At 42.0% G+C, this 13461-nt stretch carries 14 protein-coding genes and 1 riboswitch; of the genes, 1 reads left to right on the forward strand and 13 read right to left on the reverse strand.

What is annotated here, in order from left to right; all coding sequences use genetic code 11:
- Window positions 1-79: 79 nt before the first annotated feature.
- The 11 genes from ACPUYX_RS14700 to moaA form a co-directional block, all read right to left on the reverse strand.
- A complete protein-coding gene (locus tag ACPUYX_RS14700) occupies window positions 80-1021 on the reverse strand; it encodes a polyprenyl synthetase family protein (RefSeq protein ID WP_426380381.1) in 942 nt (313 codons plus the stop codon).
- Between the two features lie 5 nt (window positions 1022-1026).
- Window positions 1027-1224: a hypothetical protein gene (locus tag ACPUYX_RS14705; protein ID WP_426380383.1), complete on the reverse strand. Its 198-nt coding sequence runs from the start codon at window positions 1222-1224 to the stop codon at window positions 1027-1029.
- A 311-nt stretch (window positions 1225-1535) separates the two neighbouring features.
- A complete protein-coding gene (locus ACPUYX_RS14710; protein ID WP_426380384.1) occupies window positions 1536-2339 on the reverse strand; it encodes a permease prefix domain 1-containing protein in 804 nt (267 codons plus the stop codon).
- Window positions 2326-2670: a PadR family transcriptional regulator gene (locus tag ACPUYX_RS14715; protein WP_426380385.1), complete on the reverse strand. Its 345-nt coding sequence runs from the start codon at window positions 2668-2670 to the stop codon at window positions 2326-2328. The genes ACPUYX_RS14710 and ACPUYX_RS14715 overlap by 14 nt, the downstream gene beginning before the upstream one ends.
- A gap of 366 nt (window positions 2671-3036) precedes the next feature.
- The gene (gene groL, locus ACPUYX_RS14720) at window positions 3037-4680 is read right to left on the reverse strand and encodes a chaperonin GroEL (protein ID WP_426380387.1); all 1644 of its coding nucleotides are present in this window, start codon (window positions 4678-4680) and stop codon (window positions 3037-3039) included.
- Between the two features lie 31 nt (window positions 4681-4711).
- Window positions 4712-4996 carry a co-chaperone GroES gene (gene groES / locus ACPUYX_RS14725; RefSeq protein WP_426380388.1) on the reverse strand — a complete coding sequence of 95 codons (285 nt, stop codon included), beginning with the start codon at window positions 4994-4996 and terminating at the stop codon, window positions 4712-4714.
- Between the two features lie 268 nt (window positions 4997-5264).
- Window positions 5265-6104: an NYN domain-containing protein gene (locus ACPUYX_RS14730; RefSeq protein WP_426380513.1), complete on the reverse strand. Its 840-nt coding sequence runs from the start codon at window positions 6102-6104 to the stop codon at window positions 5265-5267.
- Window positions 6105-6224: 120 nt separating this feature from the next.
- Window positions 6225-6722: a molybdopterin adenylyltransferase gene (mog, locus tag ACPUYX_RS14735; protein ID WP_426380389.1), complete on the reverse strand. Its 498-nt coding sequence runs from the start codon at window positions 6720-6722 to the stop codon at window positions 6225-6227.
- A complete protein-coding gene (locus ACPUYX_RS14740) occupies window positions 6722-7156 on the reverse strand; it encodes an MOSC domain-containing protein (protein ID WP_426380390.1) in 435 nt (144 codons plus the stop codon). The genes mog and ACPUYX_RS14740 overlap by 1 nt, the downstream gene beginning before the upstream one ends.
- A 119-nt stretch (window positions 7157-7275) precedes the next feature.
- Complete coding sequence (gene moaC, locus ACPUYX_RS14745) at window positions 7276-7746, reverse strand: cyclic pyranopterin monophosphate synthase MoaC (protein WP_426380391.1); 471 nt, start codon at window positions 7744-7746, stop codon at window positions 7276-7278.
- A 3-nt stretch (window positions 7747-7749) separates the two neighbouring features.
- Window positions 7750-8721: a GTP 3',8-cyclase MoaA gene (gene moaA, locus ACPUYX_RS14750; RefSeq protein WP_426380392.1), complete on the reverse strand. Its 972-nt coding sequence runs from the start codon at window positions 8719-8721 to the stop codon at window positions 7750-7752.
- Between the two features lie 69 nt (window positions 8722-8790).
- Window positions 8791-8921, reverse strand: a riboswitch (molybdenum cofactor riboswitch).
- Between the two features lie 210 nt (window positions 8922-9131).
- Between moaA and fdhD the strand changes: the two genes are divergently transcribed.
- Window positions 9132-9917 carry a formate dehydrogenase accessory sulfurtransferase FdhD gene (fdhD, locus tag ACPUYX_RS14755; RefSeq protein ID WP_426380393.1) on the forward strand — a complete coding sequence of 262 codons (786 nt, stop codon included), beginning with the start codon at window positions 9132-9134 and terminating at the stop codon, window positions 9915-9917.
- Here fdhD and mobA read toward each other — a convergent pair.
- Window positions 9907-10521, reverse strand: a complete 615-nt coding sequence (gene mobA / locus ACPUYX_RS14760; protein WP_426380394.1) for a molybdenum cofactor guanylyltransferase — start codon at window positions 10519-10521, stop codon at window positions 9907-9909. The two genes, fdhD and mobA, sit on opposite strands and share 11 nt — an antisense overlap.
- Before the next feature lie 255 nt (window positions 10522-10776).
- On the reverse strand, window positions 10777-13455 hold the full coding sequence (gene fdhF / locus ACPUYX_RS14765) for a formate dehydrogenase subunit alpha (RefSeq protein WP_426380395.1): 2679 nt from the start codon (window positions 13453-13455) through the stop codon (window positions 10777-10779).
- Window positions 13456-13461 lie beyond the last annotated feature (6 nt).

Raw genomic sequence — 13461 nt, forward strand, 5'->3', positions numbered from 1 at the left:
TGGTTGTTTCATGGCTGCAAAGAAATAAACAACCGCTAATAAGATAAAGACGGCACTAGCATAATAATATGCTTGCCGCCTAAACATTTTCTTCAACAAGTTTGATCATCTTTTCCTTGCGATTTTCGAGAACCGGAAGCCTTTGCACTATTTCCAGTGACTTTCTTCGAAATAGTTCATACATAACTCTACAGTAGTGAACAACCCCTTCATCTATGGCCAGTTGTTTTAAATAATCTTGTTCTTGCTTTCCAAACCTTTGTAATCGAGTCAATTCCCTAAACTCGTTTACTTTCTTACCATCTAGAGTGTTCAGTAAATAGACATACGGAAGAGTTTTGCGATTGTTAACAAAATCCCTTTTCTTCTCAAAGTTTAAGAAGTCATTTAAGTCGTTCCATAGTTGGCTCATAATACCTAAATTTGATCCAAACTGTTCCAATTGTAATACTATCTCTTCCGATGCTCCTCCTAAAATTGCACCAATTTTACATGCAGAAGCTGTTAGACTGCCTGACTTTCGTTTTACCAAATCAAAATAATCATCAAGGGATACCTTTTCGCAAGTATCAAGTAATGCCTCTTGAAATTGACCATCACTTGCTCTTATCCACATTTTGTTTAAGGTCCGATTAACTTCCCTGTAAATACGGCCGTCTTGTATTTGCTCGACAGCTTCACTGCTCAACATACTTAGACAGATAGCCAGATTGAGAGCGTTTGCAGTGGGGATTTTACGCCAAGGTTGGTCATCATTGTCCTGATCCTGAATATCATCGAAAATGTCGGCTGCCAAGGCAGATAATTCCATGGCAATTGCACCAGGTAGTGCAACTTCGGGCACTCCATTTATACACTCGCAATTCATCAATGTCAGATGAGCCCACCTGTAGTGTTCGCCGGCCTTACTATTAGCTTCCAAGGAAGAATAAATGATAGCTCGAATCTCTGAACTCAGATGATTTTTACTTAGTAAATTGGTGATTTCAACTGTAATGCCTTGATCAAGCTGAGGACCCATTTCCCTTATCCCCAAAAATCCAGCGGCGTAATCTCAAACGTTAAAACATCCCCTGACGCCTCAAGCCTGGAAAAAACCTTTTGAATGCAAGTGAATTCATTCATCCTCACTTCTCCCGATAGTACTTCCTCTTTTAACACTTCCGGGCTTTTAGGATTTTTGACTAATTTATGTACAAGGTCTGCAATCTGCTGATAATTCATTTTTATAACATCCTTTCTTCAATTATTTGATAGCTTTAATTGTATCTAGTTCCAATGTCAAACACAGTCCCAGTAATTTTCTGCGTTTTCAATCGTATTAATTGATTCTCTTTTTTATTTGCTTTCCCTGCGATGAAATTTAGATAATCCTGTCGAATTTGAAAATTATTCTATAAAAAGTTAAAATGGGATACCTTTGATGAGATACCCCTAGACACAACATTGTAAATTGTCTTGCTAATATACCTCAGTGATACTTAAGATTTCCATTTGGAAGGGGTAAATTGGAAGAGATGAAATATATTCCAGGCTTATACAATTTGCACTTTTGAATTTCTCATTCTTATAAGAAATGCCATAAATACTTGAGGAACCAGACACATGAGTGCGATAGCTGCTAAGGCTTTAGGGACATTCTCAAACCCACCGTAGTTCCCATTTACTAAATGATTATACATATAGCAATTAAATTGAGTACCTAATACAAATATAAAAAGCCCACTGAAACTAGTCACTGTCCACACGAGTCCAAACTTAATGCTTCTTGTAATTCGATATAAAACGAGAAAACAAATAATATTGACTGCAACTAATAGCAGCACAAATCTTATGCGCGGGAATACTTCAGATAAATAGACAGCAGTCACAATAAAACCCTGGCAATATATCACTGCTTTACTTACATTAGTAGAAGCATAGATAAACGCAAATGAAGATTCAATAACAAACATCCCTATTAGATAAACCAGTTCTGCTAATCTTGGAACAAAAATCCCGAGGACTATTTGATCTCCAAACCCAATAATTCGTAATAGGCTGTTACCCATATCTGCTGACCCTAAAACGGATAGAATTATAATCAAGCCTAATCCTATGCCAACTAAGTTTGGACGATGTGTGTGGTCAAGCCGTTTTCCGACGACAACGGGATTACCCATATCGGCAATAGCCTTCTTAGTTGCCTCTTCCTCATCGAGTCCATCATTTATAAAGGCGCTAATTTGATCGTCAATATGATTATTGATTTCCTCTAAAAGAGAAGACTGTATCTTCTTCCAACGTATCTGTTGGCGCACAATTTCCAAGTACTCAGCGATTATGCTAGTCTGTTGCAAAACTTGCACCTCCTAACACTTCATTTATCGCGGTAATGTATGTTTTCCATTCTTCCCTTTTCTCATTTAAACAATTGCGGCCATTTTTCGTGATACTATAATATTTCCGTACCTTCGCATTATCAGCAATGTCTTCATACGAAGTAACCATGTTCTTTTTCTCTAAAGTGTGGAGCAACGGATATAATGTTCCTGCTTTTAACTCAAAAACGTTATTTGACTTTTTACGAAGCTCTTCAATCATTTGGTACCCATACATATCATTTTCGTCAAGCAGTCTTAAAATCAGCATAGTAGTATTCCCGGTTAAAAAACTTTTATCAATTGTCACATTCTTCCCTCCATATATAGATTATCTATGTACAATAATATATAGATAATCTATATATGTCAAGAAACAATAACTTAAACCCACAGGAAATTTCTCGAGATAAATTATAGCAAAATAGTGTTTAATCTATAATTAGTACTGTTAATATTTTTGAGCTAATTGAATCTAAATTACATATGTATTAGTAATAAAATAATTGTTAATAATTCATAATCTACGAATAAAGAAGAAATAAAAAGAGGCTTCCCAAAAGTTCGATGAACTCATGAGAAACCTCTATAATATATTCTCAATGTGGTCAAAATGTGGTCAGAGCTAAATTGATGTATGATAGAGCCTTGTATTTGTGGGAATACAGGGCTTTTATTACATCATGCCGCCCATGCCACCCATGCCACCCATGCCGCCCATACCAGCCATAGCAGCAGCACCATTGTCTTTAGAAGGCAGGTCAGAGACCAAGCACTCAGTGGTGAGCAACATTGCAGCGATGGAACCGGCGTTTTGCAGAGCTGAACGTGTAACCTTAGCAGGATCCACGATACCGGCTGCGATCATATCTTCATAAACTTCGGTTACAGCGTTGAAACCGGTTCCTCTATTGGAGGAGCGGACTTTCTCAACAACAACCGAACCTTCTTGACCGGCATTGTTAGCGATTTGACGCAGGGGCTCTTCTAAAGCACGACGAATAATCATAACTCCTGTTGCTTCATCGCCTGTCAGTTGAAGTTTATCCAAAGCGCTAATAGCGTCAATCAAGGTTGTTCCGCCGCCGGCAACAATACCTTCTTCAACGGCAGCACGGGTAGCAGCTAAAGCATCTTCGATCCGAAGTTTCTTTTCTTTCATTTCGGTTTCAGTAGCTGCACCGACTTGAATTACAGCAACGCCGCCGGATAATTTTGCTAAGCGTTCTTGGAGTTTTTCACGATCGAAGTCTGAAGTGGTTTCATCGATTTGTCTCTTGATTGCTTCGACACGTTTCTTAATATCCTCGACGTCACCGGCGCCTTCCACGATGGTGGAGTTTTCTTTAGTAACGCGAACTTGACGTGTACGTCCAAGCATATCAACAGTAGTATTTTCCAGTTTCAGACCAAGATCCTCGGTAATAACTGTTCCGCCTGTAAGTACGGCGATATCTTCCAGCATAGCTTTGCGGCGGTCACCGAAACCAGGAGCTTTAACACCGACACAGACGAATGTGCCTTTTAATTTGTTGACAATGAGGGTAGCCAAAGCTTCTCCGTCAATATCTTCAGCAATGATTAACAATTGACGGCCTGCTTGTACAACTTTTTCGAGTACAGGCAGAACATCTTGAATTGAGCTGATTTTCTTATCGGTAATCAGGATGTAAGGATCATTGAGCACAGCTTCCATTTTTTCAGTATCAGTAACCATATAAGCTGAAATGTAGCCGCGGTCAAATTGCATACCTTCAACAACTTCTAACTCAGTTGTCATACCCTTAGCTTCTTCAACGGTGATAACTCCATCTTTACCTACTTTTTCCATAGCTTCAGCGATTAAGCTGCCAATTGTTTTATCACTGGCAGAAATTGAGGCAACTTGAGCAATAGCTTCGCTTGTTTCCACAAGTTTAGCATTGGCTTTAATGTCTCCCACAACGAGCTCGATCGCTTGCTCAATACCACGTTTAATTCCCATGGGATTGGCACCGGCAGCGACATTCTTTAAACCTTCTCTAATGATGGCTTGCGCCAAAACGGTTGCAGTCGTTGTTCCGTCACCAGCAACGTCGTTAGTTTTGGTAGCGACTTCTTTAACAAGTTGAGCACCCATATTTTCAAACGGATCCTCGAGTTCAATGTCACGGGCAATCGTAACTCCATCATTAGTGATTAAGGGAGATCCAAATTTTTTATCTAATACAACGTTACGGCCTTTAGGTCCGAGAGTAACACGAACAGCTTCTGCGAGAGCGTTGACACCACGCTCTAAAGCATGCCGAGCATCTTGATTAAAAACTATTTGCTTTGCCACGTTATTCACTCCTTAAGTAAATGTTAATTAATTAACCGAGAATAGCCAGGATATCTGCTTCTTTTAAAATCAGGTAGTCTTCACCATCATACTTAACTTCAGTACCTGCATATTTAGAATAAATGACTCTATCACCTGGTTTAACATCAAGTGCAACGCGAGTCCCTTTTTCCATTTTGCCAGGCCCTACAGCCACAACTTCGCCTTCTTGCGGTTTCTCTTTAGCCGTATCCGGCATAATGATTCCGCTCTTTGTTTTTTCTTCCATCGGGAGCGCTTTAATGACTACCCGATCTGCGAGAGGTTTAATGTTCATGAAGAAAAGACCCTCCTTAATGTTATTTATTAGTTTATAATTTGTTAGCACTCGGCTTTATTGAGTGCTAACAATATCACTATAATAATATGCAAGGGGACAGCGGAAAGCAACCCCCCCAAATAGCCGAATTTTGTCTTGTACCTTAAATATATCCCGTTTTCTCCAATTTGCTATATAGGTCTTTTGATTATATAGCTTAGATCTTACTCCAAGACCTTTAAATCACTAGAAACTATAGTTTCCATATTATTACCATTTTATTCATCTAGTCCTCCGAAATTAGTTTTAATTGGCGTTGGGTTACTTCATCAAGCATCGGCCCAAGGGCTTCCCTTACTTTCTTGTGTTTTTGGTTAAGAAGGTAGATCTTAGTTTTACCTATTTTCAAATTGCTGTCCAGATGCTCCTTCTCGGAAAGCATATTTTCCTTCAATAAATACCGGATCAACTCTTTGACTTGAGGAATAGAGCGCCCTAGAAGCTCTGCTAAGGCTGCTCTTGCCTTAGTTGAAGCCACATAAGGTAATCGGATTTGAAGCGAACCAATAATTTGAACCCCCCGCTCTAAATCTGTTGCCGGTTGATACTCTGCTTCCGTGTTCTCATGAAACACCCATTCTAAAAGGTCGTCTCCTTCACAGTAAGGCTGCAAAGAATGATGGACACTGCCGCCTACCCCAACAACTTTAACCTCTTTACCCCAAGCTCTGATTTTGCGTAGGAGGGAAAGAAAATCTCCATCACCTGTGATTAATAAAAACAGGTCGAAGGTCGCTGTTCGTGTGAGCAAAATTTCTTGAGCTTCCAGCATCAGTTCTAAATCGGCAGCATTACGGCGCAATCCGGTACTAGCATAATTATTCTTACTAAATACATGTCTCGTGAAGACATTTGTCTTTTCAAAGTTTGTTTGAGTACGCCAAAATTCCTCACGATCAAAATTAGCATACAAATAAATAGCTTGCAAGTCCATGGCGTTTTTTTGGGCGTAAGTTTGTAAATATTGAACTAACTGTTCCGGTGTCAGTTCACAGCCTCGTTCAAGTAAACTTGTCCAGATATTCTCGTAATCAACAAACGCAATGGCCTTAGTCATTGTTATCATCACCTTTCAAGCCACCTCTGTGATATCATACGCTAAATCCTGGACAAGAGTGACAAGCAAAGGGATAAAGTTAAAGAGCTTTCACAAGACTGTGCAAGCCCTTAACTCTAAGACGTTATCTTATTTATCGGGAGTGGCACATTCGCTCGCTTCCCCCTTGAGAATTTGAATACCATGCGGCAAAGCCGAAGAAATCGCTGTAAAGCATTCGCGAACAGCCTTAGGACTTCCTGGCATATTGATAATAAGAGTTCGCTTTCTGATGACAGCCACCGCTCTGCTCAGCATCGCTTTTGGAGTCGCTTTTAAACTTTCTTGACGCATCACTTCCGCTATGCCCGGTACTAAACGATCAGCGACAGCCAGTGTTGCTTCTGGCGTGACATCTCGGGGGGAGAACCCAGTACCGCCGGTCGTCAATATCAAATCCAGGTTAATTTCATCGGCCCACTTACACAGGGTTTTTTCAAGGAGCAATTGATCATCAGGAAGAACCGCATATTCAACAACCTCCCACCCCATTTCCCGAACCATCTGTTTTAAGGCGGGACCTGAATGATCTTCTCGTTCTCCGCGTGAGCCTTTATCACTTGCCGTAATTATTCCAACTCTTACCACTATTCGATCACCTCAATAGTATCCCCTACACGAACTGCTCCGCCTTCCAGTAAGCGAATAAAAATCCCTTCCTTGGGCATGACACAATCTCCCGCTTGATAGTAGATGGCGCATTTAGAGTGACATTCTTTGCCGATTTGAGTTACTTCGCCAATACTTGATGCACCTATTTTTAACTTTGTGCCGATGGGAAGCGAAAATAATTCCAACCCTTCCGTCGTTAAGTTCTCAGCAAAATCTCCGGGACCAACGTCCAACCCTTTGTCCTGCATGGCCTTGATGCTTTCCATCCCTAACAAACTGACCATTCGGTGCCAATTCCCGCCATGAGCATCGCCTTCCAGTCCAAAACCGACCTTTAAGATTCCCTCACCTATATTTTTTTTACGCATTCCTTTTCGTTCACTTACGCAGACTGCAACAATTTTACCCACCTTCATCGTCCCTCTTTCTCTGAATATTCCATTTTACTCGCCCTTTATAAGAAGAACCTGACCAATATGATATTTATAATTGTTTAGCTTCTTATTGTACCTCTTGTTCTTGCCTTTGATCAGCGCAAAAAATGTCCACTTTTGCCGCCCTGTTTTTCTACCAAATATATTTCTCCGATCGTCATGGATTTATCAATGGCTTTACACATATCATAGATGGTCAAGGCGGCAATACTCACAGCCGTCAGGGCCTCCATTTCAACTCCTGTTTTTCCTTGAACTTTTACAATCGCTTCAATCTCAACTTCTCCCGGGTCTTTAAAATTGAAGCTCAGTTTGGCACCTGTTATTCCCAAAGGATGACACATGGGAATTAGCTGGGAAGTCTGTTTGGCAGCCATAATTCCTGCAACCTGAGCAACTGCCAAGACATCTCCTTTAGCAATACCCCCGCTGCGAATTCGATCTAAAGTCTCTTGCTTCATCTGGACGGTTCCATGAGCTACTGCAACTCGAGAAGTTTCTGCTTTATCACTGACATCGACCATACGGGCACGCCCTTGTTCATCAAAATGAGTTAAATCATTCATCCTCTAACCTCCGATTTGAGACATAATACGCTGGCCCTGCAGAGCTTCTTCATTCATATGATGCTCAGCAGGCTTACGCCATACTGCTTGGGCAACTATATCCAACAGATCTTGATCTGAACTGCCATTTCGCAGCGCTTCCCTTAAATCAATTTCCAATTTACTATGCAAACACGGCCTGAGTTTGCCGTCAGGTGTTAAACGTATGCGATTACAGGTACTGCAAAAATGACGACTTAAAGCACTGATAAACCCAATACTTCCTTTAAAGTCACGGAGCTGGAAGTATTCTGCCGGACCCCCGCCTAAAATCTCTTTTGAAGGAACATATTGCTTAATTCCTAACAATTCTTTCATCTCTTGTATAGGAACAAAATCACTTCGTCTTTCGGAACTTGAGCCAATCGGCATGAGTTCTATGAAACGGATATGAATGGGATACTGCTTGGCTAGTGTTAAAAAACCAGGCAGATCTTGAGTATTGAAATCACGGACAACGACAACATTAACTTTTACCGGTTTCAGCCCAGCTTCAAGAGAACGGAAAATTCCTTGAATCACCTTCGAAACATCTCCGCCGCGTGTAATCTCAGCAAACCGCTCAGGATTCATCGTATCCAAACTAATATTTACACGCCGTACACCTGCAGCTTTTAAATCAAAGGCCATTTCAGAAAGCAACAGTCCATTGGTGGTAAGCATTAAATCATCAACTCCGGGGATTTGTGATCCTTTGCTCAGGAACTCCAAAATCCCTCTGCGGACAAGCGGTTCTCCCCCTGTGATGCGAAAACGATGAAACCCCAGCTGCGTACTAAGCCTCATTAAGCGAAGAATTTCTTCAAAAGTAAGAATGTCCTCATGAGGCATCCATGCTACGCCTTGACTTGGCATGCAGTACTTACAGCGAAGATTACATCGATCAGTTACGGAAATCCTTAGATAGTCAATTTGCCTTTGAAATTGATCCTGCATAAAATCCCCCTCTTATTATTACAAGATAAATAAAAAAAAGCCACGGTCTGTAAACAACCGGGGGATTATTTCCTCCTGTCAACAGACTCCTTTCCAATGGGAGATATTACAGTTTCCCGTAATACCCGAGTGTCTTAAACACTTGTCTGGTTCTCATAGCCTTTGCCTTAGAAAAGCCAGCTTCGGAGCATTCAAAATTTTTCAAACCTTCATACCATGAAAAAACATAACTAATGAATCGTTATAAGTTGTCCAATTGCAACACTTATTATATTAAGTGTTCCTTATACTTTTCGAGATAAGACACCAAAATCCTCTATATTTTTCAGTATCAGATTTTAAAGAAAAAATGATTTAGATTTGTCTTAAAATATTGTAAACTAGAGTTAACAGGGTACGAGGAGGTATACATGACTAAGGAAATAGTAACTCATACCATCTTAAAAGCCAACGGCCTTCAGCTTGAAGAGGTTGAAGACTGTATAGTCCAAGAGATTCCCCTGACCGTTCACTATAACGGGGAAGAAATTGCTACCCTTTTATGTTCTCCTTCACAAACCGAAGAACTAACCTTAGGTTTTTTACTCAATGAGGGCTTTATCCAAACTCCCAATGACGTCTATGAACTTCGCCAGGACCCTGCTGATCATTTAGTATGGATCGAAGGTAAACCATGCCTTTTGCAAAAGGAACTTATGAGCAAACGTTTTGTTTCAGCTTGCTGTGGAAAAAGCCGAGCTTCATTTTGCTTCGCTAACGATGCACTTATGGTTAAACCCCTCGTCTCAACTTATCGTATTTCTCTTGAAGAAGCCTACAAATACGCCGGTTTTTTACAGTACCATCTTCCGCTTTTTCAGGCAACCGGAGGAGTCCACAGCGGTGGGGTAGGACATCAAGGCGAAGTGATCTTAACCAGTTACGACATCGGCCGCCATAACGTTTTTGACAAATTAAACGGCAGTGCCTTTCGCTCCGGATTACAGCTTGAAAACCATGTTATTTTCTTTAGCGGCCGAGTATCTTCTGAAATTCTTTTAAAAGTTGCTAAAATGAAAGTTCCCATTCTCATCGCCCGTGGTGCCCCAACTGATATGGCGTTATCTCAGGCCGCCGCCTTAAACATTACTGTCATTGGCTTTGCACGGGAACAGCGCTTGAATATCTATACCTGTCCCGAACGAATTATCGTTTAAGGATATTTAACCATTCCTGCGGAGTATTCACATTACAAAAAACATCACCTAAACCCGAAAAACTCGTTAGTTCAGTTTCCTCCACATATTTTATGGAACATGCAGAGAACAAATCGGTAATCTTGAGGCGACCGGCCTCAAGATTTTTTTTAATTTCCGGCAGGCAGTTCCGACGATAAAAAGCATGGAGAGGATGAATTACTGACTGAAACCGTGGAACGACGACATCATAGTCTGGTGCCCAACGAAACAGAAAGCGGATAAGCTCTCCTTGCAGAAAAGGCATATCACAAGCGACAAAAAAAACAGAAGAGTTGTGGGCAGCTTTCAAACCCTGATAAAGTCCTGCCAACGGTCCCTGATTACGATGTTCATCTTGAATAACCGAAAAATTGTAGTCCTTATAAAGTTCCGGCTCATTACTGCTAATTAGGACTTCGGAAAAGGTTGCTTCCAGAACTTCTAAAGTGCGTTCCACAAGAGGCTTACCTTCTAATTCCAAGAACGCTTTATTCTTCTTCATGCGCGAGTTTTTTCCTCCGGCCAGCAACACTCCGGTCGCCTCGAGCTTAGAAAGCTGTTTTATGGTGTCTTGAAGTATCAATTTCTCAAAGCCTCCTTATATACTACCAACAAAGTAAACTCGCTTACGCTAAAGCCGAACATCGGGACTTTCGATAAATAATGTCCTGTGGACATTATTGCCGAGCCGCCTTTCCCACTAGGAATACTTAGCGGCGAAGGAGGACTCTACCCCACTTGAAGTTTACGAAGGCCCCACCCCTTTTACAGAAGTGGAGGTCTAAAAACTGGATAAAAAAGGGGCCTTCGCTAAATACGAAAGCCCCTTTAGTATTTACTAGAGTTTTGAAACTTTTACACCGCAGACCTTGTACTCATAGGTCTTAGTGACTTTGTCGTAGGCTCCATTAGTTAAAACATTGGTTGGTGATCCGGCATAGTGAAGAGTCATAAATAGCATGCCCGCAGGGACCCGTTCAGTTACCTTAATCTTAGTATTAAGTTCTCCGCGGCGAGAGGCTACTTTTACAACGTCACCATCGCTGATTCCCATTTGCTTAGCGTCCGTAGGATTGAGCTCTGCCAATTCCTCCGGTGAGTTCTTAATTAGCCCTTCAGAACTTTGCGTAAATACGTTGTAATGAGAAAGTTTCCGTCCTGTGTTGAGGAGGAGTGGATATTCCCCGTCAGGTTGTTCGTGAGGCAGCTGATTTTCACAAGGAACGAATAGCCCTTTGCCTCTATTAAATTTACCTTCATGCAAGAACTTAGTCCCAGGATGATCCGCAGTTGGGACCGGCCATTGCAGTCCTTGAGTTCCCAGGCGCGCATGGGATATTCCTGCAAATTGAGGCGTTAGCTGGGCAATCTCTTCCATAACTTCTGCGGTTGATGCGTAGGGGAAAGGATAACCCATTCGATTGGCCAGTTCGCAGATAATTTCGCCATCAGCCTTAGCATTCCCCAAGGGTTTTATAGCCTGATTTACCATCTGAACTCGGCGCTCGGTATTAGTAACAGTTCCTGTCTTTTCGGCAAAACTAGCGCCCGGCAGAACAACATCAGCCAGCAGTGCTGTTTCTGACAGGAAAATTTCCTGCACAACGAGGAAGTCCAGAGCTTTTAAGCCTTTACGGACATGATTAGCATCCGCATCTGTCATTACAGGATCTTCACCCATTATATACAAAGCACGCAGTTGTTTCTTCACCGCAGCGTCAAACATATCAGGAATCATAAAGCCCGGATTCGGATCAAGGGGAACTCCCCAAGCGGCCTCAAACTTTGCTCTCACCTCCGGATTGCTAACCTGTTGATAACCGGGATAAACATTGGGCAAAGCTCCCATGTCACAGGCACCCTGAACGTTATTTTGCCCACGCAGCGGATTAACTCCCGTAGATTCCTTGCCCATATGCCCGGTAAGCATGGAGAGATTTGCCAGACTCAAAACATTATCTGTACCGCAGGAGTGCTCAGTAATTCCTAAAGTATAGAAAATCTGTGCCCGTTCAGCAGTTGCATAAATCCTTGCTGCTTCCTCGAGTTGGTCTGCCGGTACACCGGTAATCTGGCTGGTGAACTCGGGGGTATATTTCTGAAGGGTTTCTTTAAGTTTTTCGAACCCTTCCGTACGTTCTGCAATGAACCCACGATCTTCCCAGCCCTTGGCAAGAATAATGTGCATAATCCCGTTAACCAGAGCAATATCCGTCCCTGGACGAAGTCTTAACCATACATCTGCCTGTTCAGCCAAGTCAATGCAGCGTGGGTCCACTACAATCAGTTTTGCGCCTTTAGCCAACGCTTGCCTCATCTTCGTCCCAATAACCGGATGAGCCTCCGTTGTATTTGAACCAATAACAAACAGAACCTCCGCATTAGGGATTTCGTTAATAGAATTTGTCATAGCACCTGAGCCGAATGAAGTGGCCAGACCGGCCACTGTGGGAGCGTGTCAGGTCCTGGCGCAGTGATCAACATTATTGGTTCCGATCACCGCGCGCATAAATTTTTGCATTAAATAATTTTCTTCATTCGTACAATGTGCTGAACTTAAAGCTGCAAGAGCATTAGGCCCATAAGCATCCTTAATTTCGCGAAATTTAGAAGCAACTAAATCTAAAGCCTCATCCCATTCCGCCGGAACTAAGACGCCATCCTTGCGGATAAGCGGGGTCGTTACGCGTCTGGAGCTATAAATCATATCCATCCCAAAACGGCCTTTTACACAAAGAGCCTTGCCATTTACAGGAGCTTGCGGATTCGATGTCACACCAATGACCTTACCATCTTTAACATTCAGGTCAAAGTTACATCCCACACCACAAAACGGACAAGTCGTTTGAACTTTAGTGACTTCCCAAGGACGTCCTTTCCCAACCATTTGTTTTTCTGTCAGTGCACCCACAGGGCATACTGAAACACAAGAACCACAAAAATCACAATCCGATTCGTTGAGGGGTATATTATAGGCAGGACCTACCTGAGTGTTAAATCCGCGGAAGGAAAAGTCTAACCTGCTTTTTCCTTGGATTTCTGTACAAGCCTTGATACATTTCCCGCACAAGATACATTTATTAGGATCTCTAATGATGAAAGGATTTGCATTATCCACAGGAAGGTCGCGTTTTTCCCCTGCGAAAACATCACCTTTTACTCCATATTCGTAAGCATATTCTGCTAAAGAACAATTCCCCATCTTTTCACAGGTCATGCAATCTAAAGGATGGTTGGCAACTAATAATTCTAAAATCGTTTTACGTGCCGCGCGAACCTTTGGATTTTGCGTCTCAATTTTCATGCCTTGTGCCACTTGGGTAACACAAGAGGGAGGGAGATTTCTCATACCTTCAATTTGAACCACACATAAACGACAAGCACCAGAAGGGGTAAGCTCCGGATCATGACACAACGTAGGAATCGGAATATTGTTCATGCGGCAGGCTTCAAGCACAGTCGTTCCTTTGGGAACGCTTACTTCACTGCCGTCAATAGTTATTGTAAACCACTCCAAAGTGTT

This window comes from Desulfosporosinus sp. SYSU MS00001 (assembly GCF_049943955.1).
GTDB lineage: Bacteria > Bacillota > Desulfitobacteriia > Desulfitobacteriales > Desulfitobacteriaceae > Desulfosporosinus.

Coding starts and splice junctions, on each gene's coding strand:
- ACPUYX_RS14700 (WP_426380381.1), bottom strand. CDS start 1,021: ATGGGTCCTCAGCTTGATCAAGGCATTACAGTTGAAATCACCAATTTA.
- ACPUYX_RS14705 (WP_426380383.1), bottom strand. CDS start 1,224: ATGAATTATCAGCAGATTGCAGACCTTGTACATAAATTAGTCAAAAAT.
- groES (WP_426380388.1), bottom strand. CDS start 4,996: ATGAACATTAAACCTCTCGCAGATCGGGTAGTCATTAAAGCGCTCCCG.
- ACPUYX_RS14730 (WP_426380513.1), bottom strand. CDS start 6,104: ATGATAACAATGACTAAGGCCATTGCGTTTGTTGATTACGAGAATATC.
- moaC (WP_426380391.1), bottom strand. CDS start 7,746: ATGAATGATTTAACTCATTTTGATGAACAAGGGCGTGCCCGTATGGTC.
- moaA (WP_426380392.1), bottom strand. CDS start 8,721: ATGCAGGATCAATTTCAAAGGCAAATTGACTATCTAAGGATTTCCGTA.
- fdhD (WP_426380393.1), top strand. CDS start 9,132: ATGACTAAGGAAATAGTAACTCATACCATCTTAAAAGCCAACGGCCTT.